The organism is Umezawaea sp. NPDC059074 (assembly GCF_042738955.1).
GTDB lineage: Bacteria > Actinomycetota > Actinomycetes > Mycobacteriales > Pseudonocardiaceae > Umezawaea.
The window spans coordinates 1-23132 of record NZ_JBHYHC010000125.1 but is presented as its reverse complement, the minus strand read 5'-3'; the positions used below and the strand labels follow the sequence as shown (position 1 = coordinate 23132).

General features: G+C 70.6%; 22 protein-coding genes and 1 pseudogene. 14 read left to right on the top strand and 9 right to left on the bottom strand.

Annotation, left to right across the window (positions count from 1 at the left end):
- Positions 1-112: 112 nt before the first annotated feature.
- The 3 genes from ACFWW9_RS36735 to ACFWW9_RS36725 all read right to left on the bottom strand — a co-directional run bounded on the left by ACFWW9_RS36735 (position 113) and on the right by ACFWW9_RS36725 (position 3187).
- Positions 113-592: a DUF2771 family protein gene (locus ACFWW9_RS36735; protein ID WP_390386961.1), complete on the bottom strand. Its 480-nt coding sequence runs from the start codon at positions 590-592 to the stop codon at positions 113-115.
- 21 nt (positions 593-613) lie between these two features.
- Positions 614-2341 carry an MFS transporter gene (locus ACFWW9_RS36730; RefSeq protein WP_390386959.1) on the bottom strand — a complete coding sequence of 576 codons (1728 nt, stop codon included), beginning with the start codon at positions 2339-2341 and terminating at the stop codon, positions 614-616.
- Between the two features lie 78 nt (positions 2342-2419).
- The gene (locus tag ACFWW9_RS36725; protein ID WP_390386958.1) at positions 2420-3187 is read right to left on the bottom strand and encodes a glutaminyl-peptide cyclotransferase; all 768 of its coding nucleotides are present in this window, start codon (positions 3185-3187) and stop codon (positions 2420-2422) included.
- A 66-nt stretch (positions 3188-3253) separates the two neighbouring features.
- On the opposite strand from ACFWW9_RS36725, the gene ACFWW9_RS36720 reads away from it, so the two are divergent.
- Both ACFWW9_RS36720 and ACFWW9_RS36715 read left to right on the top strand, forming a co-directional pair.
- Positions 3254-4093 (top strand): DUF3027 domain-containing protein, encoded by an 840-nt coding sequence (locus ACFWW9_RS36720; RefSeq protein WP_390386971.1) that lies wholly within the window; start codon positions 3254-3256, stop codon positions 4091-4093.
- Between the two features lie 14 nt (positions 4094-4107).
- Positions 4108-6987, top strand: coding sequence for a sacsin N-terminal ATP-binding-like domain-containing protein (locus ACFWW9_RS36715; RefSeq protein WP_390386957.1), 2880 nt, complete (start codon positions 4108-4110; stop codon positions 6985-6987).
- On the opposite strand, the gene ACFWW9_RS36710 is transcribed toward ACFWW9_RS36715, so the two are convergent.
- A complete protein-coding gene (locus ACFWW9_RS36710) occupies positions 6984-7247 on the bottom strand; it encodes a DUF2530 domain-containing protein (protein WP_390386956.1) in 264 nt (87 codons plus the stop codon). The two genes, ACFWW9_RS36715 and ACFWW9_RS36710, sit on opposite strands and share 4 nt — an antisense overlap.
- A 107-nt stretch (positions 7248-7354) precedes the next feature.
- Here ACFWW9_RS36710 and ACFWW9_RS36705 point away from each other — a divergent pair, with 107 nt between their 5' ends.
- The 4 genes from ACFWW9_RS36705 to ACFWW9_RS36690 all read left to right on the top strand — a co-directional run bounded on the left by ACFWW9_RS36705 (position 7355) and on the right by ACFWW9_RS36690 (position 11963).
- Positions 7355-8653: an RNA-guided endonuclease InsQ/TnpB family protein gene (locus ACFWW9_RS36705; RefSeq protein ID WP_390386955.1), complete on the top strand. Its 1299-nt coding sequence runs from the start codon at positions 7355-7357 to the stop codon at positions 8651-8653.
- 2 nt (positions 8654-8655) lie between these two features.
- Positions 8656-10152 carry an NCS2 family permease gene (locus ACFWW9_RS36700; RefSeq protein ID WP_390386953.1) on the top strand — a complete coding sequence of 499 codons (1497 nt, stop codon included), beginning with the start codon at positions 8656-8658 and terminating at the stop codon, positions 10150-10152.
- Positions 10153-10210: 58 nt separating this feature from the next.
- On the top strand, positions 10211-10642 hold the full coding sequence (locus ACFWW9_RS36695; protein WP_390386952.1) for a MarR family winged helix-turn-helix transcriptional regulator: 432 nt from the start codon (positions 10211-10213) through the stop codon (positions 10640-10642).
- 82 nt (positions 10643-10724) lie between these two features.
- Positions 10725-11963: an MFS transporter gene (locus ACFWW9_RS36690; RefSeq protein WP_390386951.1), complete on the top strand. Its 1239-nt coding sequence runs from the start codon at positions 10725-10727 to the stop codon at positions 11961-11963.
- Between the two features lie 269 nt (positions 11964-12232).
- Here ACFWW9_RS36690 and ACFWW9_RS36685 read toward each other — a convergent pair whose 3' ends face one another.
- Positions 12233-12862 carry a superoxide dismutase gene (locus tag ACFWW9_RS36685; RefSeq protein ID WP_390386949.1) on the bottom strand — a complete coding sequence of 210 codons (630 nt, stop codon included), beginning with the start codon at positions 12860-12862 and terminating at the stop codon, positions 12233-12235.
- Positions 12863-12988: 126 nt separating this feature from the next.
- On the opposite strand from ACFWW9_RS36685, the gene ACFWW9_RS36680 reads away from it, so the two are divergent.
- Positions 12989-14638, top strand: a complete 1650-nt coding sequence (locus ACFWW9_RS36680) for an ABC-F family ATP-binding cassette domain-containing protein (protein WP_390386948.1) — start codon at positions 12989-12991, stop codon at positions 14636-14638.
- A 4-nt stretch (positions 14639-14642) separates the two neighbouring features.
- Positions 14643-15053 carry a hypothetical protein gene (locus tag ACFWW9_RS36675; protein ID WP_106185452.1) on the top strand — a complete coding sequence of 137 codons (411 nt, stop codon included), beginning with the start codon at positions 14643-14645 and terminating at the stop codon, positions 15051-15053.
- Positions 15054-15068: 15 nt separating this feature from the next.
- On the opposite strand, the gene ACFWW9_RS36670 is transcribed toward ACFWW9_RS36675, so the two are convergent.
- Positions 15069-16562 carry a glutamate--cysteine ligase gene (locus tag ACFWW9_RS36670; protein WP_390386946.1) on the bottom strand — a complete coding sequence of 498 codons (1494 nt, stop codon included), beginning with the start codon at positions 16560-16562 and terminating at the stop codon, positions 15069-15071.
- Positions 16563-16771: 209 nt separating this feature from the next.
- On the opposite strand from ACFWW9_RS36670, the gene ACFWW9_RS36665 reads away from it, so the two are divergent.
- From ACFWW9_RS36665 to ACFWW9_RS36655, 3 genes and pseudogenes are all read left to right on the top strand, one after another.
- Entirely contained in the window at positions 16772-17548 is a 777-nt protein-coding gene (locus ACFWW9_RS36665; RefSeq protein ID WP_390386970.1) for a TrmH family RNA methyltransferase, read from the top strand.
- A 59-nt stretch (positions 17549-17607) separates the two neighbouring features.
- Positions 17608-18240 (top strand): DUF2537 domain-containing protein, encoded by a 633-nt coding sequence (locus ACFWW9_RS36660; RefSeq protein ID WP_390386945.1) that lies wholly within the window; start codon positions 17608-17610, stop codon positions 18238-18240.
- 259 nt (positions 18241-18499) lie between these two features.
- Positions 18500-18889: pseudogene (locus ACFWW9_RS36655) on the top strand (hypothetical protein); the annotation flags it as partial.
- Between the two features lie 626 nt (positions 18890-19515).
- On the opposite strand, the gene ACFWW9_RS36650 reads toward ACFWW9_RS36655, so the two are convergent.
- Entirely contained in the window at positions 19516-20106 is a 591-nt protein-coding gene (locus ACFWW9_RS36650; protein WP_390386944.1) for a DUF6939 family protein, read from the bottom strand.
- A 94-nt stretch (positions 20107-20200) separates the two neighbouring features.
- Here ACFWW9_RS36650 and ACFWW9_RS36645 point away from each other — a divergent pair, with 94 nt between their 5' ends.
- Positions 20201-20446 carry a hypothetical protein gene (locus ACFWW9_RS36645; protein WP_390386942.1) on the top strand — a complete coding sequence of 82 codons (246 nt, stop codon included), beginning with the start codon at positions 20201-20203 and terminating at the stop codon, positions 20444-20446.
- Positions 20447-20449: 3 nt separating this feature from the next.
- On the opposite strand, the gene ACFWW9_RS36640 is transcribed toward ACFWW9_RS36645, so the two are convergent.
- Complete coding sequence (locus tag ACFWW9_RS36640; protein ID WP_390386941.1) at positions 20450-21325, bottom strand: NADP-dependent oxidoreductase; 876 nt, start codon at positions 21323-21325, stop codon at positions 20450-20452.
- Complete coding sequence (locus tag ACFWW9_RS36635; RefSeq protein WP_390386939.1) at positions 21322-21747, bottom strand: nuclear transport factor 2 family protein; 426 nt, start codon at positions 21745-21747, stop codon at positions 21322-21324. The genes ACFWW9_RS36640 and ACFWW9_RS36635 overlap by 4 nt, the downstream gene beginning before the upstream one ends.
- A 70-nt stretch (positions 21748-21817) precedes the next feature.
- On the opposite strand from ACFWW9_RS36635, the gene ACFWW9_RS36630 reads away from it, so the two are divergent.
- Both ACFWW9_RS36630 and ACFWW9_RS36625 read left to right on the top strand, forming a co-directional pair.
- Positions 21818-22621 carry a LysR family transcriptional regulator gene (locus ACFWW9_RS36630; RefSeq protein ID WP_390386938.1) on the top strand — a complete coding sequence of 268 codons (804 nt, stop codon included), beginning with the start codon at positions 21818-21820 and terminating at the stop codon, positions 22619-22621.
- Positions 22622-22684: 63 nt separating this feature from the next.
- Positions 22685-23059 carry a hypothetical protein gene (locus ACFWW9_RS36625; protein WP_390386937.1) on the top strand — a complete coding sequence of 125 codons (375 nt, stop codon included), beginning with the start codon at positions 22685-22687 and terminating at the stop codon, positions 23057-23059.
- Positions 23060-23132: the final 73 nt, after the last annotated feature.

The following is a 23132-nucleotide window of genomic DNA, read 5'->3' as shown; positions in this document are numbered from 1 at the left end:
TGCGAAGGCGATTCGGTAGGGGGTGGGGCGGGGGGTCTGGGCGGCACCCTGGTTGCGTGCGTCCGCTTTGCTGTTGGATGCCCGGTTGCGTGCGTCCGCTTTGTTTTTCTTGTTATTTGCGGTCGTCGATTGAGACGACCCAGGTGCCTCTGGCCACGAATTGGATTTGGCCTGTTTCGTCTACCTGGACTCGCTTGCCGTACTGCTGGACCTCGACGCTTTCGAGTTGGTCGTCCTTGTTCGGCAGGGTGAGGGTGTAGGCGTATTGGGGGTTGTCTCCTGCGAAGAGTTTGCTGCGCAACGGTTCTTGTTGTTCGCCCTTGGCGTTGCGGTAGGTGAACTTCACTGACCATGGTGAAGCGGCTACTTCGCCTGGGACGGAGATTTGTACTGGTTTTCCTGGTGGTACGCGGAGTACGCCTGCTGCCTTGGTGTCGATGGCGCAGTCGTCCGAGCCGATGTCGCAGTACTGCGTGGGGTGGACGTTGATCGTCTTGCCCGACGAGTAGAACGTGACCTCCAGCGGTGCTGGTGCTGAGCACGCTGTCAGCAGGAGGGCTGTACTGGCCAGGATCGCGGGGGCTCGGCGCACGTCAGGCGACTTTACGCAGGGTCAGCCGATGGGTTTGGTCGGGTGCACCGCGTTGGGGTGTTCGGGGCGGTCGCCGCCCAGGCCTGGGATGAGGGACTTGCCCTGGTGGCAGAGGACGGTTTGGGTCAGGCCCACCGCCAAGAGGACCGAGAGGACTGTGAAGCCGATCCAGTAGGTGGCTGGGAGGAGGACGCCCAAGGCTCCGCCGAAGACCCAGGTGAGCTGGAGGATTGTTTCGGAGCGGCCGAAAGCCGAAGCTCTGGATTCCTCTGGGAGGTCGTCCTGGATGACGGCGTCGAGGCTGATTTTGGCCAGGCCGCTGGCTGTTGCGCCTACCAGGCCGACGATGGCTGCTGTGGCCAGGCCTGGGAGGACTGCGGCTAGGACGGCTACTGCCAGGGAGGCTCCTAGGCAGGCGATCACCACCTGGTCGGGGTTGCCGAAGTGGAGGCGGGCTCCTACGGCGTTACCGAGGAAGCTGCCGATGCCCGCTGCTGCGGCGATGACGCCCAGGAGTAGTAGTTGCTTGCCTGCGTCGCCTTCTGTTTGGGCGCGGACGACGAAGGCGGCGAACAGGGTTAGGAAGCCTGTGAGCATGCGGATCGTGCCGTTGCCCCAGAGGGAGACCACTACGTGTCTGCCCAGCGGTTGGCGTTTTGGTTTGGTGGGGTTCGCGCCCAGGGAGGTGGGGACTTCGCCCTCGGTGACCTCTACCCAGGCGGGGATGCGGAGGCAGAGCCAGCCGTTGGCCAGGCAGAGTGCTGCGGTGAACCAGAGTGCACCGGGGGAGTCGAAGACCTGGGCGAAGCCCGCTGCCATGGCGCCGAAGACGCCGCCTGCGGCCAGGCCGAAGACGGTCATGCGGGCGTTTGTCTTGGACAGGGTGATGTCCGGGGGGAGGACCCTCGGGGTGATGGCGGACTTGAGGACCGTGAACGACTTGGACAGGACCATGCTGCCCAGGGCCGCCGGGTAGAGGCCCCAGTCGTCGAAGTGCAGGGCCATGATGATCGACAGGAACACCCGGAGCACGCAGGCCGCCGCCAAGGCGATGCGCCTGCCGCGTTGGATGCGGTCCAGTGCCGGGCCGATGACGGGGGCGATCAGGGCGAACGGGGCCACGGTGATGAGCAGGTAGAGGGCTACCTTGCCCTGGCTCTCGCCGGTCGCGGCGGAGAAGAAGAGGGTGTTCGCCAAGGCCACCGCCATGGCGGCGTCGGCGGCGTAGTTGAGCATCACCGCGTAGGTGAGGGCTGTGAGTCCGGATTTTTGCGCGCCGTCGGCGTGGGCTGCTTTGCGGAAGGCGGTGACTGCCTGCTGGCTGAGTTGCCTGCCTCGGAACATCGCGACCCTGGTGACGGTCAGCTTCTTCGGCAGGGACGGCTCGGTCGGTTGTTCCGAGTCCGGGTCGACCTCGATGCGGCGCCTGGTCCGCGTTTCCGGTTCCGGTGGTTCGCCGGTGGGGTACGGGCGGGTCGGTCTCGGGCGGGACGGGCGTTCGAAGTCGAACCTGGCCTCGGGGGGCCGGCGGGGCTGGTAGTCGTCCTCGTCCCACGGGTAGCGCGGGGGCTGTTCCTGGCGGGGTGGCTGTCGTCTCGGAGGAGGCGGCGGTGGCTGCTGGGTCGGCTGGGTGGGGGGCCACTGGGTGACGCCCTGGGGCTGCTCCGGGCTTCGGCGGGACTTGCGGCCGCCGCTCCACCCCCGGCGGGCACGCGGTGTGCCGTGCGGGTCGTCCGAACCGGAGCGCATCACGCCCTCAATCCTGCCTCACGCGAGCGCCTGGTGTGCGCGAACGGGCGGTGAGAGGGGTGGAATCACCGCTTCGGTTCACTCCACGAAGCGGACCCGGAACACGCTCGGCCAGTTCTTGCCCGTCACGAGGAACTCGTCCGTGCCCGGAACGGCCGCGATGCCGTTCAGGACGTCGGACTTGGGCACGTTCGCCGGTCGTAGGGAGCTGGCGTCGATGCTGGCGGTGACCTTGCCGGTGGAGGGGTCGATGCGGACGATCTTGTCGGTCTGCCAGACGTTGGCCCACACGGAGCCGCCGACGCACTCCAGCTCGTTGATCATCTGGAGGGGTTGGCCGTCCTCGGTGACCTGGACGCTGCCGGTCTCCGTGAAGGTGGACGGGTCGCGGAACGTCAGCTTGGCGGTGCCGTCGCTCATGACCAAGCGCTTGTCGTCGAAGCAGAGGCCCCAGCCCTCGCCGGTGTACGTGGCGCGTTTCACCTCGGCGAAGGACGTCTTGTCCCGCTGGATCGCGATCCCGTTGCGGTAGGTGAGCTGCCAGACCCGGTCGCCGACGACCGCGATGCCCTCGCCGAACATCTCCGGCGGCAGGTCGACCTTCTGCTGCACCGCGCCGGTGGCGGGGTCGACACGCCGCAGCTGCGACTCGCCTTCGAGGCCCGTCCCCTCGTAGAGGACGCCGTCGACCAGCTCGAAGCCCTCGGTGAACGCCCCGGTGTCGTGCGGCGTCGTGGCCAGCACCTCGACCTTCGTGGGGCCGTTCGACGGCCCTCCGGGAGGCGTCGTCGTGGTCGAGCACGCGCCGACAAGGACCAATCCCGCCAACGCCACGAGCCTCCGCACGTCCAGAAGGGTGACACGTGTGCACGCGACTGGGTAGCCGTGCGGCACAATTCACCTGTGACCCCCATGCCCACTCAGCAGCCGCAGCCGGTGCTCGCCGATTCCGAAGCCGTCGATCTCGCCCGCGCCGCCGCGCAGGAGGAAGCAGGCCAGGAACGCATCGGCGCGCACGTGGGCGTCCTGGGTGAGGACGAGGTCTCCGTCACCCACCTCTTCGAGGCCAACCACGCCGGGTACCACGGCTGGAACTGGGCCGTCACGGTCGCGTTCGCCGGGGAGGGCACGCCGCTCTCGGTGAGCGAGGTCGTGCTGCTGCCCGGCAACGAGGCGCTGGTCGCGCCGGACTGGGTGCCGTGGGACCAGCGGGTCCGCGCGGGCGACCTCGGTGTGGGCGACCTCATGCCGACCAGGGCCGACGACCCGAGGCTCGTGCCCGGCTACCTGGAGTCCGAGGACCCGGCGGTCGAGGACGTCGTGCGCGAGGTCGGCCTCGGCCGGGTGCGCGTGCTCGGCCGCAACGGCCGCCTCGACGCCGCCGAGCGCTGGCACGGCGGCGACTTCGGGCCGCTCAGCGACATGGCCCGCAGCGCGCCCGCGACCTGCGGGAGCTGCGGCTTCTACCAGCAGATCAAGGGCTCGCTCGGCGCCGCGTTCGGCGTGTGCGCGAACGAGCTGACGCCGGCGGACGGCCGCGTGGTGCACGTCGAGTACGGCTGCGGCGCGCACTCCGAGGTCGAGATCGACATGAGCGTCGGCATCCCGGTGTCGGACGTCGTCTACGACGACGCGCAGCTCGACGTCGAGGCCAACGAGGCCCGGCCCGAGATCCCGGTCCAGGCCGAGGCCGTGGTCGACGCCGCGGTTGACGTCGACGCGCCTGCCGAGAACGAGACCGCGACCCCGTGACCCAGGAGCCCCCCGTGCCTTCGGACATCTTCGGCACGGAGGCGCTGCGCGACTCCGTGCTGGCCTCGTGGCGCGGTTCGCCCACCCGGTTCCGCGAGGACGCCAACGCCGAGGAGGACCTGCGGCTCGGCGGCTACCGCGACCGGCTGCTCGTCGAGCTGGCGCAGAACGCCTCCGACGCGGCGGGCGGCGAGCCGGGCGTGCTGCGGCTGTCCGTTGTGGACGGTGAGCTGCGCGCGGCGAACACCGGCGTGCCGCTGGACGCGGCGGGTGTGACGGCGCTCGCGTCGCTGCGCGCGTCGACCAAGAACTCCGGCACCATCGGCCAGTTCGGCGTCGGCTTCGCCGCGGTGCTGGCCGTGACCGACGCGCCGAGGGTCGTGTCGACGTCCGGCGCGGTCGCGTTCTCCGCCGAGCGCACCCGCGCCGCCGTGCCCGAGTCGGCCGAGTCGCGCGGTGGCGACGTGCCGGTGCTGCGGCTGGTGTGGCCGAGCGACGAGACCGACGTGCCCGAGGGGTTCGCCACCGAGGTCCGGCTGCCGCTGAAGGTCGACGGGGCCGCGCTGCTGGCCGAGTTCGCCGACCAGGCCGGTGACCTGCTGCTGGCCCTGCCGGGGCTGCGGCGCATCGAGGTCGCGGACGCCGTGTGGACGCGCGAGGAAGCGGACGACGACGTCGTCGTGCTGCACGGTCCGGACGGGTCGACCCGCTGGATCCTGCACCGCGTCTCCGGCGAGCTGCCCGCGTCGCTGGTGGCCGGGGTCGAGACCCGGCCGCAGTGGTCGATCTGCTGGGCGTGGCCGTCCGACGGCGTGCTGACCGACGAGGTCCTGCACGCGCCGACCCCCACTGACGAACGCCTGTCGCTGCCCGCGCGCCTGCTGGCCACGCTGCCCGTCGAGCCGTCACGCCGCCGCGTGCAGCCCGGTCTCGCCGTGGACGCCGTGCTCGCCGAGGCCGCCGCGCACTACCCCGCGCTGGTGGCGAAGTTGCCCGCCGTGCAGCGGACCGCGCTGGTCCCGCTGCCCGGCTTCCCGCTGTCCGAAGTGGACGGTGTGCTGCGCGACGGGGTGCTGAAAGCTTTGCGCACGGCCGAATGGCTGCCCCTGGCCAGTGGTGAGTGGGCCTCGCCCGCGAAGGCGAAGGTGCTCGACGCCGGGTCCGAGGAACTGGTCGAGCTGCTGGAGGACGTGATCCCCGGCCTGCTCGACGCCGAACTCACGCTGCCCGAGCACGCGAAGGCGTTGGCGGCGCTGGAGGTCCGCAGGCTGACCATGCGCGACGTCGTCGACGCGCTGGCCGGGCTGAGCGGCGACCCGGACTGGTGGCGGCGGCTGTACGCCGAGCTGGACCCGATCGCCGAGGTCGACTCCACGGCCCGCGAGGAACTCGGCGGCCTGCCCGTTCCGCTGGCCGACGGCCGCACCGTGACGAGCCCGCGCGGCGTGCTGCTGCTGGAAGCCGACCAGGAGACCCTGGACCTGCTGGCGGGCGTGGACGTGTCCGGCCTGCGGATCGCGCACCCCGACGCCGCGCACCGGCTGTTGACCCGCCTCGGCGCGGTCGAGGCCGGGCCGGTCGAGCTGCTGGACTCCGAGGCCATCCGCGAGGCCGTGCACCGCAGCGCGGACGAGGTCGACGCGGGCATGGACGGCCACGACCTGGTGCGCGCCGTGCTGCGCCTGGTCGACCGCTCCGGGATGCGCGCGGGCGACCGGCCGTGGCTCGCCGAACTGGTGCTGCCGGACGCGTCCGGCGACTGGCGGCGCGCGGACGAGCTGGTGCTGCCGGACTCGACGCTGCTGGACGTGCTGGAGCCCGACGCCCCGATCGGCGTGCTGGACGCGAAGGTCGCCGAGGCGTGGCCCCGGTCCGTGCTGACCGCGATCGGCGTGATCGACGGGTTCACCGTGGTCGTGGACGACGACCCGACCGAACCCGACCACGACCTCGCCGACGAGGGCTACTGGTGGGCCGCGTCGCCGGAACCGCCGACCCGCGTCGTCGGCATCCGCGACCTGGACCTGGTGTCCCGCGACGCGTGGCCCGCCGCGCTGAAGATGCTGGCCGCCGACCCGGTGACGTGGCGCGCGGTCCAGGAACCCGACGGCTACACCGGCTGGTGGCTCTCGCAGTACGCGACGCTCGACGGCGTGCCGCTGTGCGACTGGCGGCTGCCGACGGCGGAGTCGTTGGCGGGCCTGTACGACGTGGTGCCCGACGTCGGGCTGCCCGAGCACGTGCTGATCGCGGTCGGCGTGCGCACCGAGCTGGACGTGCGCGGCGACGACGACGTGAAGGACCTGCTGCGCCGCCTCGGCGACCCGGACCGCGAGCCCGCCGACGCGCTGGTGTTCACCGCGCACGCGGCGCTGGCCGAGGTCGCGCACCTGCTCGACTCCGGCGGCATCACCCCGCCGGACCGGGTGCGCGTGCTGACCGGCGAGGCCGTGCCCGCCGACGACGTGGTCGTGCTCGACCAGCCGTGGCTGCTCGGCGTGCTGCCCCCGGCGGGAGTGCTCGCCGCGGACGGCGGGGCCGACGCGCTGGCCGAACTGCTCGCGCTGCCGCTGGCGTCCGAGGAGGTCGTCGGCGTGCCGACGACCGAGGGCGACGCGGTGTCGTGGCACGAACTGGGCGCGGTCCGGCTGGCGTGTGAGCTGCTCGGCGTCGACCTGCCCGTGGGGTCGGTCGTGGTGCACGACGAGCTGCGGGTCGGCGTGGACGGGGTCGAGCACGAGGTCGTCTGGTGGCTGGCCGACGACGTGGTGCACGCCGTCGACACCCCGGAAGGCCTCGCCCGCGCACTGGCGTGGGTCAGCGACCGCTGGGCGGACCGGCACACGTTCGCCGCCCTGATCACCGACCCCACGCCCGTCACGCTGCTGGGCTAGACGCCGGTCTGGGCGCCTTTCGACCCCCGTCGAGACGCTCGGCGTTGCCAAGCGAACACGCCGTACCCCATGATCCCCAGCGTCATGCCCGCGAAGCAGGACCAGAGCCACACCTCGTTGCCGACGTCGAAGACCAGGAAGTAGAGGAAGGCCAACGCCCACAGCACCGTGCCGCCGACGATCGCGGGCACGGGGTCGGCCAGCCTCGGGGGCAGCGGGGGAGGACTCGGCAGCGAGTCGTGTTCGGACGGTTCGGCCACGTCAGGCAGGCTACCAAGGTGTGGGCCGGAACTCCGCTGCTCAGACGGGGGAGAGCTGTGCCGATCGGGGACGTCCGGCCGTCCGCTGCGCCGGCTACGATGCGGCGGTGCGACTTCGTCACAACTACCGGGCGTACCCGGACGGTGGTCAGCGGCAAGCGCTGGCGCAGGCGTTCGGGTGTGCCAGGGTGGTGTTCAACGACGGGCTGCGCGCACGCCGGACCGCGTGGGAGAACGGCCTGCCCCACATCTCGGACGGGGAACTGTCCAAGCAGGTCATCACCCTGGCGAAGCGCACGCGGGAACGGGAGTGGCTGGGCGGGGTCTCGTCGGTCGTGCTCCAGCAGGCGCTGGCGGACCTCAACGTCGCTTATCGGAACTTCTTCACGTCCGTCACCGGCAAGCGCAAGGGGCGCAAGGTGGCGCCGCCCCGGTTCCGGTCCCTCAAGGACAACCGGCAGGCCATCCGCTTCACCAGGAACAGCCGTTTCTCGGTGCTGGAGAACGGTCGGCTCCGGTTGCCGAAGATCGGTGACGTGCCGGTCCGCTGGTCTCGGCGGCTTCCCTCGGACCCGTCCTCGGTGACGGTGGTCCGCGACGCCGCCGGTCGGTACTTCGTCTCCTTCGTGGTGGCCACCGCCGATGAGGCGCTCCCGGTCACGGACTCGGAGGTCGGGATCGACCTCGGGCTGACCCATTTCGCCGTCCTGTCCGACGGCGTGAAGGTGGCCGCGCCGAAGTTCCTGCGCCGGGCGGCTCGGAGGCTGCGCAGGTCGCAGAAGCCCCTGGCCCGCAAGGTCAAGGGGTCGAACAACCGCAGGAAGGCGGTCGTTCGGGTCGCCCGAGCGCACGCGCGGGTGGCGAACGCCCGGCGGGACTGGCAGCACAAGTTGTCCACGGCGATCATCCGCGACAACCAAGCGGTGTACGTCGAGGACCTGTGCGTGGTCGGTCTCGGTCGGAGCAGGCTCGCCAAGTCGGTGCACGACGCGGGCTGGGCCCTGTTCGTCGGGATGCTGGAGTACAAGGCCCGGCGGTACGGGCGGACGTTCGGCAAGGTGGACCGGTTCCTCCCGTCGACCCGGACGTGCTCGGATTGCGGTCGGGTCAACGACAGGATGGCGTTGGACGTGCGGTCGTGGGACTGTCCCTGCGGCAGTCGGCATGATCGGGACGTCAACGCCGCCATCAACATCAAGGCCGCCGGACGGGCGGACTTCAACGACCGTGGAGCGCACGTGAGACCGGCACCCGTGTCGGCAGCGCGCCGAGAAGCGGTAATCCACCCGGACGTCGCGAGCGACGTGGAGGGAATCTCCGGTCGTCGGATCGGCGAGAACGTCAACTCCCGGAAACACGGATCGGGCACGCTCAGCGGGCACGGGTCCCGGTACCGATTGGGGTAGAAATGGCCACCCACGAGGCAGCAGAGCAGGAACCGACGGTTGAGGCCTCGGCGCCGTCGTCCGGGCTCGACCGGTTCTTCAAGATCAGTGAGCGCGGGTCCACCGTCGGGCGGGAGTTGCGGGGTGGGTTGGTCACGTTCGTGACCATGGCCTACATCGTGGTGTTGAACCCGTTGATCCTCGGCAGCTTCGCCGCCGACGACGCGGGGGCCAAGAAGGACGTGCTGGGCGCGATCCTGCCGGTCACGCAGGTCGCGGCGGTGACGGCGCTGGTCGCCGGGGTGATGACCATCCTGTTCGGCCTGGTCGCGAACCTGCCGTTCGCGATGGCCACGGGCCTCGGCATCAACACCTTCGTGGCGGTCACGATCGTGCCGCAGATGACCTGGCCCGAAGCGATGGGCCTGGTCGTGGTGAACGGGCTCGTGGTGCTCCTCCTGGTGGTCACCGGGGTGCGACAGGCGGTGTTCAACGCCGTGCCGAACGAGTTGAAGGCGGCCATCGCGGTCGGCATCGGCCTGTTCATCTGCTTCATCGGCCTGGTCGACGCGGGGTTCGTGCGGCGGATCCCGGACGCGGCGGGCACCACCGTGCCGGTGAGCCTCGGCATCAACGGGTCGATCGCGTCCTGGCCGACGCTGGTGTTCGTGGTCGGCCTGCTGGTGACCGGCATCCTGTTCGCCCGCAAGGTGAAGGGCTCGATCCTCATCGGCGTGCTGTCGGCGACGGTGCTGTCCATCGTGATCGAGGCGATCGTCCACGCCGGTCCGTCCAAGGGCGTGAACCCGCTGGGCTGGAACCTCGGCTACCCGGCGCTGCCCAGCCAGGTCTTCAGCCTCCCGGACCTCTCGCTCGTCGGTGACGTCTCGTTCGGCGCGTGGACCCGCGTCCCGGCGATCACCGCCGCGCTGCTGGTGTTCACGCTGGTGCTGACCGACTTCTTCGACACCGTCGGCACGATGACCGGCCTCGGCAAGGAGGCGGGCCTGATCGACAAGGAGGGCCAGCTGCCGAGCGTCAACAAGGCGCTGTTCGTCGACGGTCTCGGCGCGGTCGCGGGCGGGGCGGCGTCCTCGTCGTCCAACACGGTCTACATCGAGTCCGCGTCCGGCATCGCGGAGGGCGCGCGCACCGGTCTGGCGAACGTCGTGACGGGTCTGCTGTTCCTCGCCGCGATGTTCCTGACGCCGCTGTACTCCGTCGTCCCGGTCGAGGCCGCCGCGCCCGCGCTGGTCGTCGTCGGCGCGCTGATGATGATGCAGGTCAAGGAAATCGACTTCGGCGACTTCTCCATCGCGCTGCCCGCGTTCCTGACGATCGTGGTGATGCCGTTCACCTACTCGATCGCCAACGGCATCGGCGCGGGCTTCGTCAGCTACGTGGTGCTGCGCGCGTTGACCGGGCGGGCGAAGACCGTGCACCCGCTCATGTGGGTGGTCGCCGCGGCGTTCACCGTCTACTTCGCCATCGGCCCTATCCGGGCCCTGTTCGGGGCGTAAGTCCGATTCGACCACTCGGGCGGAACCGAACGGGTAAATCGTGAGGTATGCTAACTACGTGGCGGACACCGTGGACGAGCAAGGGCTGGCGAGCAGGCTTCGGCTCGCCGTGGTTCGGCTCAACCGCAGGCTCCGCGCCCAGCGCACCAACTCGTCGATCACCCTGACCCAGGTCTCGGCGCTGTCCACACTGCACAAGTGCGGACCGCTGACCCCCGGCGAACTGGCCGCCAAGGAAGGCGTCCAGCCCCCGTCGATGACCAGGGTGATCGCTGCCCTCGAGGAGTTCGGCTTCGCGACCCGCAGGCCTCACCCGACCGACGGCCGCCAGGCCATCGTGCAGTTGAGCGACGCCGGTCTCGCGTTCGTGAACGAAGAGGTCGGCGCCAGGGAAGCCTGGTTGGACAAGCGCTTGGCGGAACTGACAGCCGAGGAGCGGGAACTGCTGTCCCGCTCGGCGGAGATCATCGACAGGATGGCGGGGCAGTAACAAGGTGCCGGCTTACGCGGGTGGTAGCGAATCTGATCGGGTCGACCGGGAGATAGCGCTACCCCCGCCCAAGCGCGGTGGCATGTTCGACTCGCTCAAGGTCCGCAACTACCGCTTCTACGCCTCCGGCCAGGTCGTTTCGCTCATCGGCGTGTGGATGCAGCGGGTCGCGCAGGACTGGCTCGTGCTGGAGCTGTCCCACGGCAGCCCGGTCGCGCTGGGCATCGCCGCCGCGCTCCAGTTCGCGCCGACGCTGGTGTTCTCGCTGTACGCGGGGGTGCTGGCCGACCGGATGGACAAGCGCAGGCTGCTGCTGGTGCTGGAAACCGGTCTGGCGCTCTGCGCGTTGACCCTCGGGCTGCTCGACGTCACCGGCCTCGCCGAGCTGTGGCACGTCTACCTGCTGTGCCTGCTGCTCGGCTGCGTGTCCGCGACGGAGACCCCGGTGCGGCAGTCGTTCGTGATCGAGATGGTCGGCCGCGACCAGCTGCCGAACGCCGTGGCGCTGAACTCGATGACGTTCAACCTGGCCCGCATGGTCGGCCCGGCGGTGGCGGGTGTCGGCATCACGCTCATCGGCACCGGCTGGATGTTCCTGATCAACGCGGGCTCGTTCGTGGCGGTCATCGTCGGCCTGTTCCTGATGGACGTCGGCCAGCTGCACCGCGCCGACCCCGTTCCTCGCGAACGCGGTCAGCTGCGCGAAGGCCTCCGGTACGTGCAGGGGCGGCCGGACCTGGTGATCCTGCTGGTGCTGGTCTTCTTCATCTCCACGTTCGGCCTGAACTTCTTCCTCACCCTCGCCGTCATGGCGCGCAACGTCTTCGGCGGCAACGCCGACGCCTACGGCCTGCTCACGACGCTGCTGGCGGTCGGCACCCTCGCGGGCGCGACGCTGGCCGCGAAGCGCAGCACGCGCGGCAAGCCGAAGGTGGGGCTGCTGATCGGCGGCGCGCTGGCGTTCGGCCTCCTGGAGATCGTGGCGGGGCTGATGTCGAACCTGCTCACCATGGGCCTGATGCTGATCCCGGTCGGCATCGCCATGATGACCTTCACGACGACCGCGAACGCCACCGTGCAGATGTCCGTGGCTCCCGCGATGCGCGGCCGGGTCATGGGCCTGTACATGCTGGTGTTCCTCGGCGGCACGCCGCTGGGCGGCCCGGTGATGGGCTGGCTGGCCGAGGAGTACACGGGCCGCGCGCCGCTGGTGGCGGGCGGCATCATCTCCATCGTCACGGCGGTGGCGGGCTACGCCGTCCTGATCCGCCAAGGCGGCCTCGTGCTGCCGAAGTTCCCGGTCCGCGCCCGCCGGGCGTAACCCTCTCGCAAGGCCCTGAGGTGCGGAGACGAACTTCTTCGGCTTGCCCACTTCCCCTCGGTGAGAGCTTAGGCTAACCTAAGTCTCGTCACTTCGTGGTGGGAGTGGCAGTCAGTTCGGGAACAGGCAAGGCCCCGCCTCCGGTCGTACCACCGGAGGCGGGGCCTGGTCGTTTCTCCCACGAAAACGCCGGGGCACCGCACTTCACGCGGCACCCCGGCGTCTGTTCCGGCAGCGTCAACTTGTCGGAGCATCCACTGCCGAGCTTGTCACGCGGTGGGCAGCAGCAACCCGTTCTGCCCGGCCCGCGCGGCCTCGAAGCGCGCGTTCACGTCGTTCCAGTCGACGATGTTCCACAGCGCGCTGATGTAGTCGACCTTCAGGTTCCGGTACTGCAGGTAGTACGCGTGCTCCCAGATGTCGAACGCCAGCAGCGGCGTGGTCGCGATCGACAGGTTGGAGTGGTGGTCCTTCAGCTGCTGCGTGATCAACCGCTGCCCGACCGGCTCCCACGCGAGGATGCCCCAGCCGGAGCCCTGGATCGAGCCCGCCGCCGCGTTGAGCTGGGCGCGCAGCTTGTCGAACGAGCCGAAGAACTCGTCCACCGCCGCGGCCAGCTCGCCGACCGGCTTGTCGCCGCCGTTGGGACTGAGGTTCTTCCACCACACCTGGTGCAGGGCGTGACCGGCGAGGTGGAACGCGAGGGTGGTCTCCAGGCCGACGATCGACCCGAGGTTCTCCTTGTCGCGGGCCTCGTCGATCTGCTCGATCGTGTCGTTCGCGCCCTTCACGTACGCGGCGTGGTGCTTGCCGTGGTGCAGCTCGTTGATCTCGCCGATGATCGCAGGCTCCAGATCGGCGTAGTCGTAATCCAGATCCGGCAGCACGTACGGGGCCATCGCGACTCTCCCATCAACCTCTTGCAAACGCTTCTTAGTTGCAACCTACTGGCACTAAGCCCGTGAGGCGAGGGCGGGCCTCGAAATCCGCTTGCCCGCGGCGGTCGGGACTGGAACGGTCGGCCCGTGTCCGTCTTGACAGCTCGCAAGGTCACGCTGTCGTTCGGTCCGAGGACCGTGCTCCAGGAGGTCGATCTCGATGTTCCCGCAGGCGAGCGCGTAGGCCTGGTCGCGCCCAACGGCGTCGGCAAGTCGACGCTGCTCCGGGTCCTGGCGGGCGAACTGGCCCCCGACGAGGGCGCGGTGGTCCGCCGCCCGGCGTCCGCCACCGTGGCCCACCTCACGCAGGAGACCCAGCCCCGACCGGGTGAATCCCTGCGCGCACACCTGGCCCGCCGCACCGGCGTGGCCGACGCGAACGCCCGGTTCGAGCGGGCGGCGCTGGAGCTGTCCGAAGGCGCACCCGGCGCGGAGGAGCGCTACTCGGCGGCGTTCGACCACTGGACCGCGCTCGGCGCGGCGGACTTCGACGAGCGCGCGGACGCCGTGTGCGACCGCCTCGGGCTCGCCGCGGACCTGCTCGACCGCCGGGACGCCCACGAGCTGTCCGGCGGCCAGTCCGCTCGGCTCCGGCTCGCGTCGGTGCTGCTGACCAGGGCGGACGTGCTGCTGCTCGACGAGCCGACCAACGACCTGGACGCCGACGGCCTCGACCTGCTGGAGACCCACGTCGTCGGCAGCCCGGCGGCGGTCGTGCTCGTCAGCCACGACCGCGAGTTCCTGGCGCGCACCACCACGGCCATCGTCGAACTGGACGAGTTCACCCACGCCGCCACGCTGTTCCGCGGCGGCTGGGACGCGTACCTGGAGGAGAAGGCCGCGGCCGACCGCCGGGCCCGCGAGGAGTTCGAGGCGTACGCGGCCAAGCGCGACTCGTTGACCGAACGGGCGCGCACGACCCGCGAGTGGTCCCGCCAGGGCGTGCGGAACGTGGCCAAGTCGGGCGAGAACGACCGGAACATCCGGCACCGGGAGAAGCAGCGCTCGCAGGCGACCGCGGCGAAGGCGTCCATTGTGGACCGAGCGCTGGAACGTCTTGAGGAGGTGGAGGAACCGCGTGAGGCGTGGGAACTCCGCCTCACGCTGCCCAGCGCGGGCCGGGGCAGTCGGATCGCGTTCACCTTGCGCCAGGCCGTGGTCCGGCGCGGCGACGTGGTGCTCGGGCCGGTCGACCTGACCATCGGCGCGGGCGAGCGGTGGCGGATCACCGGGCCGAACGGGGCGGGCAAGTCCACGCTCCTGGGCGCGTTGCTGGGGCGGATCCCGCTGGTGTCCGGCGAACGGTCGGTGGGGTCCTCGGTCGTCGTCGGGGAGGTCGACCAGTTGCGCGAGGAGTTCGCCACGGACGACACCGTGCTGGACGTGGTGGTCGCCGCGACCGGGCTGGAACGGGTGGACGCGCGGACCCTGCTGGCCAAGTTCCGGGTGGGCGCGGACGCGGTCCTGCGCCCGGCCCGGACGCTGTCGCCCGGCGAGCGCACCCGTGCGGGATTGGCCTTGTTGCAAGCCCGTGGCACGACCTGCCTCGTCCTGGACGAGCCGACCAACCACCTCGACCTCGCGGCGATCCACCAGTTGGAACAGGCGCTCCAGGAGTACGACGGCACGTTGTTGCTGGTCACGCACGATCGGCGGCTCGCGGAAGCGATCTCCGTCGACCGCGAGCTCGACGTCCACGGGCTGGTCGCCACGCCACCCGCGAAGGGTGCAAGATAAGAGGATGAGCACCGAGGAGGACTGGCCTGTCGAACAGACCTGGTCCATGCGCAACACGCACTGGCACGCCTACGTCGAGCACACCTCGCTGGACCACGCGTCACCCCGTCAGGAGCGGTTGGAACGCACGCCGGAAGAGGTGCTGAGCACCCCCGCCGAGGTCGCCGCGTGGCTCGAGGTCAACCTCCGCAGCGCCACCAAGCCGGAGGAGGCGGGCAAGAAGCGCGTGAAGGACGAGCGCGACTTCTCCGACTCCAACCGGGTGCACACGTCGCTGGCGTCCTGCGGCGAGTCCATCTACACCGGCGTGAAGGGGATGCTGACCCTCGCGGTCGAGGCCGTGACCCCGGACGACTGCCGCAGCTCGCACGACGGCGCGGACGTGGCGCCGCTGAAGTCCGGCCGCCGCCGCTAGTCGACGGCCGGTCCGTCAGGTCGGCCAGGTGTGCACGGGGTCGCCCCCGTGCATGAGTTCCACGTACCGCTTGAGCATCCCGGTGAGCGCGGCTCCGCGATCGGCGCCGCGCTCCTCCAAGCGCACCACCTCGTCGCGCTGCCACGACGACCCGGTGCGCCGGGTCAGGCAGCGCTGCTCGATCACGCCGAGGTACCGCTCGCGGGCCTCGTCGGAGACGCCGCACGCGCGCAGCCCGTCGTGCGCCATCGGCAGCAGCCTGCGCAGCACGAGTTCGTCCGGCGGGACCCAGCCGATGCCCGGCCAGTAGAGCTGCGCGCCCATGCCGTGCCGGGAACCGGTGTAGAGGTTCTCCTCGGCCGCGTGGAACGACATCTGCGTCCACAGTGGACGTTCCTGGTCCACCAGCGCCCGTTGGGCGCCGTAGAAGAACGCCGCGTTGGCGACCGTGTCCAGCACGGTCGGGCCCGCGGGCAGCACCCGGTTCTCGATGCGCAGGTGCGGCACGCCGTCGACCACGTCGTACACCGGCCGGTTCCAGCGCCAGATCGTGCCGTTGTGCAGCCGTAACTCCGCCAGCGCCGGCGTGCCACCGGCTTCGAGCACCTCGACCGGGTTCTCCTCGTCGGTCTCGGGCAGCAGCGCCGGGAAGTAGCGGGCGTTCTCCTCGAACAGGTCGAAGATCGACGTGATCCACCGCTCGCCGAACCACACCCTCGGCCGCACGCCCTGGTTCTTCAACTCCTGCGAGCGGGTGTCGGTGGCCTGGAGGAACAGCGGGATGCGCGTCTCGTGCCACAGCGCCCTGCCCAGCAGGAACGGCGAGTTCGCCGCGATCGCCACCTGCACGCCCGCCAGGCACTGCGCCGCGTTCCAGTGCGCGGCGAAGTCGGCGGGCGCGACCTGGAGGTGCAGCTGCACGGACGTGCACGCCGCCTCCGGCAGGATCGACTCCTGGTAGCTCAACAACCTCTCCGCGGTGCGGCCGAGGATCGGCGAGCCCTCCATGTGCAGCACGGTCTCCTCGCCGCGCGCGGCGAAGATCCGGTCGTTGAGCACCTTGTAGCGCGAGCTGTTCGACAGCCACCGCTGGTCGAAGTGCTCGTGCCGCAACGTCGGCAGCACCCCGATCATCACCAGGTTCGCGCCCGCGTCCTTCGCCTTCTCGTCGGCGGCGCCCAGCGACGCGCGCAGATCCTCTTCCAGGCCAAGGGTCTCGTCCCCCGCGAGCGCGCGCGGCGGGACGTTGATCTCCAGGTTCTGCTGCCCGAGCTCCAGGGTGAAGGAGGGGTCGTCGATCTTCTCCAGCACTTCCGCGTTGGCCATCGCGGGTCTCATGTCGTCGTCGACGAGGGCCAGTTCTATCTCCAAGCCCATTTGCGTGCGGGGGAAGGAGAAGCTGTCCTCCGCGAGCATGGTCGCCAGCGCTTCGAGGCACCTCTGGATCTTCTCCCGGTACCGCTGGCGATCCTCCCTGCTGTACGTGCGGCTGGAGATTTCCCTACCCATGCCGCCTCCCCTTCGTCGTGCTGCTCCGGCGGCGGAGCGGAGCGCCAACCGTGACACAGCCCGCAGGGGGCCGCCAGCGTCCAAATCGGTGCTCTCTGTCACGTCGCCGTAACAGTGGGCGAGGAGGTGCTGGTTGGCGGCCTGCCCGTTGAGCCCTCTGGACTACGAGCGGGGCTCACATGGCGGGAAGTGCGAGAATTCCGCCCGTGGTGATCGAGATCGACGACCCGGCGGACCCGCGGCTGGACGACTTCCGGGACCTGTCCACGGCCGACCGCAGGCCCGACCGGCCGGGTGGTCGGGGGCTGGTGATCGCCGAGGGCGTCGTCGTGGTCGAGCGGCTGCTGGCCTCGCCGTTCCCGGTCCGGGGCTTCCTCGGCGTGCGCAGGCGGATCGAGGCGCTCGGCGAGTTGCCCGCCCCCGCGTACGTGGCGTCCGCCGACGTGATGGCCGAGGTCGTCGGCTTCCACCTCAACCGCGGCGTCCTCGCCGCCGCCGACCGGGCCGTGCAGCCGACCGCGGCCGACATCGCCGCGAGCGCGCGCCGCGTGGCCGTGCTGGAAGGCGTCGGGGACCACGAGAACCTGGGGTCGATCTTCCGCAACGCCGCCGCGCTGGGCGTCGACGGCGTCCTGCTCGGGCCGGGGTGCAGCGACCCGCTGTACCGGCGCAGCGTCCGCGTGTCGATGGGGCACGTGCTGCGCGTCCCGTTCGCCCCGCTCGACCCGTGGCCCGGCGGCCTGGACCTGCTGCGCTCGCACGGTTTCCGGGTCGTCGCCCTCACCCCGCGCGAAGGATCGGTCGGCCTCGCGGACGCCGGACTGCGCGGCGAGCGCGTCGCCGTGCTGCTCGGCTCGGAAGGCCCCGGCCTCACCGAGGAGGCCATCGCGTCGGCCGACGTGGCCGTCCGGATCCCCATGGCGCCGGGCGTCGACTCCCTCAACGTGGCCACGGCGGCGGCCGTCGTGTTCTACGCGACCGCCTGAAAACCGGGCGGGCACGATACGTTCTTCCCGGAAGCCGTGACCGTGGGGAGGGACCGTTCGTGGAGTTGCGTGTGCAGTCGGGCCGCGCCGTGCTCGCGGGCGAGGGTGAAGCGGGCGAACTGGAAGTCGACCCGCACACCCTGCCGCTCGGCGCGGGCCTCGCCGAAGCCCTGCACGAGTGGGCCAAGGTCGCGGAAGCCGTGCAGCGCACCAACGCGCCCGCCGACGGCGCCGCGGGCGCACTGGTCACCCGCCGCGGTCGCCAGCTGGCAGGCCGCCTGGCCGCCGACATGGGCACCCCGGTCGCGTTCGCCGACCCGGTGACCGGCGAACGCCACCTGGTCGACGCCTCGCAGTCCGGCGTCCGCCCCTCGGTGCCCCGCCCGAAGATCGTCGTGGCCGACGACCCGACCCCCGACGAACCCGCCGAACCGACCCCGTGGGGCACGGGCCTCACGGTCAGCGTGTTCAGCGGCGCGGTGGTGGCGTTCATGGTCGTCACGCTGTCGCTCGGCCTGGGCGAGACGAACCGCTGGCTGGCCCTGGTGGCCAACGTCCTGGTCGTCGGCGGCATCGCCCCGTCCGTCTGGCTGGCCCGCAAGGTGATGATCTGGCGCTGGGTCGCCTACGGCGTCACCACCGGCGTCGTACTGGCCTGGATCGCCTTGATCATGACCCTCCTCGAACCCTGACGTGCGAGCACTCGTCGGCCTCGGGGCCAACCCGGCGGCGCCGCTGGACGTGCTGCTGAGGCTCGCCGCCTACCCGCCGGCCGCCGACCGCGTGGCGTGGAAGCAGAAGGACATCCCCGTCGTGCTGGCCGAGCGGCTGCTGGCCGCCAACGCCTCCGTGGTGGCGAGCGCTCTGGGCAAACGAGGCAGCCCCGACGTCCTGCGGCTGATCGCCGAACACCCGGACGCGGAAGTCCGCGAAGTTCGACGCGACACCACCATGCGGTGGATCAACGTTGGCGTACCCGTCAGCACGCGCGATCTTGAGCGCTTCGCGGGCGAAGGCGGCTTGGCATCGCTGGCCCGGCACGAAGATCCGCTGTTCCGGGCCGCGGTCGCTCAAAGTTGGACGGACATGCCCGACGACACGCGGCGCGCCCTGCTCACCGATCCGGTCGCCGAGGTCCGCTACGCCGCCTGCGTCGAGCACCCGCCGGAGGACCTGCACGCCCGGCTGCTGGCCGACGAGGCGACCCGGAGCCTGGTCGCCTCCTCCGTCGCCCTGACTCCTCGCACCGCCGCGGAACTCGTGGAGAGCGATGACCGGGAACTCCGGTACCAGGTCGCGCTCAACCCGACGCTGCCACCGGAGTTCCGCGACCGGTTGGCCGAGGATCCGGACCCGGTGGTCCGGGTGGCGGTCATGATGCGCGAGGACATCTCGGACGGCTTGCGGAGCAGGCTCCACGAGGAGCTGTCGGCCGAGCCGGACAGGGGTTGCTTCCACTCCCCGCTGTCGAGGACGCACGAGGTGGACCTGGGGTGGGTGCGGGACCTGCCGCTCCCGCGACGGTTGGCGCTGCTCGAATCGCCGGTGTCCAGCCTTCAGGAGGCAGCCGCGCGAAGTGATCTCCCGGCGGAGGTCTTCGCCCGGCTCGACGCCCACCCGTCCGCCGTGATCCGCCGTGCCGCGGCTCGGCGACCCGACACGCCTCCGGCCGTGCTCGCGCGGTTCATGGTGGAGAACGACGAGTACAGCGTCGACTGGCCGTCGTTGCTGGACCACCGAACTTCCCGCCGGAGGGGTACGTCGCCCTGGCCGCGAGCCCGCACCGCATCCGGCGGGTGCTCGCGCTGGAAGGCCCGGACCTGCCAGCCGACCTCGTCGCGGCGTTGGCGGCGGATCCGGAGAGGGACATCCGCAAGACCGCGGCAGGTCACGCACGGATTCCGGTGGACTGCCTGGAAACCCTGCTGCTCGACGACGACCCGGAAGTGGTCGAGGCCGCGGGAGCCTCACCGGCCTTGCCCGTGGCGGTCATGGTCCGGCTGCTCGACGAAGCCGGTCTCTGACCGCAGGTGCTGGGCGACCAGGGCGGCGTGGGAGAGCGGGGTTCGCAGGTCGGTGACGTCGCCGTTCGTGGTGTAGTCGAGGAGCACGACCTCCTGCTCGGCGGTGAGGTCGCGGAGGGTCGCGATCTCGGTGGCGGCGCGGGTTTCCAGCACCCAGCGGTAGGTGGGGAGGTAGATCCGGCGTCTGGCGTCCTCGTACTGGAGCAGGGTGGTGCCCTCCAGGCCGGTGCGGTGGCCTTGGACGGGGCCGTGGCGGCGGACCGTTCGCTTGAGGCCGGTCATGGTGGTGACGTGGAGCTTGGTCGGGTCGACGTCGGCGTGCTCGAACACCTTCAGCGCTTGCCAGATGCCCTCGACCGAGGCGCCGGTCGTGTTCGGGGTGAACGGGACCGGGATGTCGCCGTGGGGGTAGAACGGGCTGAGGCGGACCCACGGGCTTGGGCCCTTCGAGGTCACGTCGAGGACCAGGGCGTCGGGGTGGTTCTTCGTCAGCCAGGCGCTGCCGCGCCGCTTGCTCACCACGTGGACCGGCATGGGGCGAGAGTGCCGGCGGGGTACGACAGTTTGGGAACGGTGGGGGGAAAGCGCACGTCACAGGGGTGTGGACGACGCGCGGTGGTGGGTGTTGGTGGAAGAGGTCCGCGGGATGGGGGAGGGGCGGGAGTGGAAGATCTCGCACGTCGCCCCGGTCGGCGACCAGGAAGCCGCGCGAGCCGAGGCGTTGCGGCTCGCGCGGGAGTTCCTGCCCGCCTACCCGTGGTCGCCGAAGTCGCGGAAGGTGCTGCGGCTCGGTGACGGCTCCTACCTGGTCATCGTGGAGGGGCGGACGTCGTCGTTCCACTTCCGGACCCGTGTGGGGGAACTGGTCGACTGACGGTCACGACACCTCCAGGACGATCTTGCCGCCGGTGTGGCCGTCGGCGACGGCCTGCTGTGCCTGAGCGGCTTCGGCGAGGGGGAACGTCCTGGCCACCCGCACGGTCAGCCTGCCTTCCTCGGCGAGGTCGACGAGTGCGCGCAGGTCGTCCCGGTTCATGCGGACGAACACCGGCGTGACGCCGGGGAGGGTGAACTCGGCGACGGACGCGACGCGCGGGCCCGGCGGGGTGCCGGTGAGCGCGCCGCGGCCCGCCGTGTCGAGCACGGCGTCGGTGACGGGGACCGGTCCGGTGACCGGGTCCACGCCGAGGGACCGGAGGTAGTCGTGGTCGGCCGGGTTCGCGGTGCCGAGGACGCGCGCACCGCGTGAGCGGGCGATCTGCGCGGCCAACGACCCGACCGCGCCCGCCGCGCCGTGCACCAGCAGGGTTTCGTCCCTGGTGATCCGGAGCGCTTGGATCGCCTGGTAGGCGGTGAGACCCGCCAAGGGGAGGGCCGCTGCTTCGGCCCACGACATCGTGCTCGGCTTGCGGGCCAGGGTGCGGACGTCGGCGGCGACCTTCTCGGCGTACGCGCCGTGCCGGTGCTGGACCTCGCTCCGGACGTAGCCGATCACCTCGTCGCCCACGGCGAACTCGGGGGTGCCCAGGCCGGGGCGTTCGACGATCCCGGCGACGTCCCAGCCCGGAACGGCGGGGAAGTAGGTGTCGACGATGTCGGCCAGCACGCCTGCGCGCATCCCGATGTCGGCGGGGTTCACGGCAGCCGCTTTGACCCGGACCAGCACGGAGTCCAGGTGCGCCTTGGGGTCGGGGAGGTCGACCAGTTCGAGCACCTCCGGACCGCCGAAGCGGTGGTGCACAACGGCTTTCACGACGCGCCCAAGGTGATCGCGAAGTCCAGGAGGACGTCGTGGCGGACGATCTTCCACGTGCCGTCGATCCTGCGGAGGCGGGTGTCGTAGTAGCCGGACTCGGTGGGGCGGATGGAGCCGGGGCGGATCTCGAACACGATCACCTGGGCGTGGTAGTGGGCTTCGTCGCCGTCGACCTCGATGAGGGGGTCGGCGGTGACGTGGTGGCTCGCGCCGCCCTCGGGGTGCGGGGCCATCCAGTTCTCGACCGCGAATCGGACGCCGGCACCACCGATCAACGGCTCGGCGACGGGTTCGCCTCCGACGAGGATGCGGACGACGGCGTCGTCGGTGAAGAGGTCTCCCTGCGCCGCGCCGTCTCGACGGTCGGTGGCCCGCACGTAGCGGGCGAGTACTTCCTGAACTGCTCGTTCATCGGTCACGTGATCGATTCGACCAGGTGGGGAGGGGTGGAACGATGGTCGGTTCGGCAAGGATCATTACCCTGGGGGTATGGATCGACTGGAGACCCGGCAGTTCGCCTACTTCGTGGCCGTGGCCGAGGAACTGCACTTCGGGCGGGCGGCGGAGAAGTTGGGGATCGCCGCGCCGCCGTTGTCACGGGCCATCGCCTTGCTGGAGCGGCGGGTGGGGGCGCGGTTGTTCGAGCGGACGAGTCGGCGCGTGGAGCTGACGGCTGCCGGGGAGGTGTTCCTGGTGGAGAGCCGCGCGGCTTTGGACGCTGTGGACACGGCGTTGCGGCGGGTGCGGCGGGCCGGGCGGGGGTTGGTGGTGGCGGTGCGGTCGGGGAGCGGGTCGGGGGTGCTGCCTGAAGTGTTGGCTGCGCATGGTGGTGCTGTCGAGGTCGTGTTCACGGCGGATCAGGTCGGGGCGTTGCGGGACGGGACCGCTGACGTGGGGCTGGTGTGCGGCAGTGAGGATCTGAGCGGGTTGACGACCGTGGAGCTGATGCGGGAACGGCCGGTGGCGTTGTTGCCGGTCGGGCACCGGTTGGCTGGGCGGGGTGAGGTGAGGGTGGGGGAGTTGCGGGGGGAGGACGTGTTCGCGGAGAAGTGCCCGCCGGTGGCGTTGGACGAACTGGTCGACCTGGTGGCGTTGGGGCGGTTGATCGTCGTGGCTGGGCATGGGGTGGTCGGGAGGTTGGGGTCGGTGGTGGTCGGGGTGCCGGTGGTGGATTTGCCCGATACGGCGTTGGTGTTGGCGTGGAAGGGGCGTGACGCGGGTGTTCGGGGGTTTGTGCGGATGGCTGCGGATGTGGTGGCGCGGCGGACCCTTGTTCGGGAGAACGACCGATAAAAGTCGGGTGGGCTTGCGATAGTTGCTGGAGTGCCCGCACGACGAGCCGATAGGCGGTGACCGATGAGCTGGGATGTGCTGCTGACCGTGGTGCCCGACGGCGTCGATTCCACCGAACAACTGCCCCGAGGGGTCCGGCGTACGCCGGTCGGGAGACATGCGGAGGTGGAGGAGGGGTTGCGGCGGGCTGTGTCGGGGATCGACCTGACGGATCCGGCTTGGGGGGTTGTTGACGGGCCGGGGTGGGTTGTCGAGGTGAACATCGGGCGGTCGGATCCGGTGGAGGCCATCATGTTGCACATTCGCGGGGGTGGGGATGACGTGCTCCCCGTGGTGTTTCGGATGGCCGGGGAGTTGGGGTGTCGGTTGGTGGATGTGCTTACGGGGGAGTTGTTGGTTGATGGGGCGGTTTTGCGTGAGGATGAATGGTTTAGGTGATGTTGGGGTTTGGTGGTCAACCCCCGATTGCGCCGATTATCCCACCCTCTTTCGCTTTGTCAAGGCTGGAAAG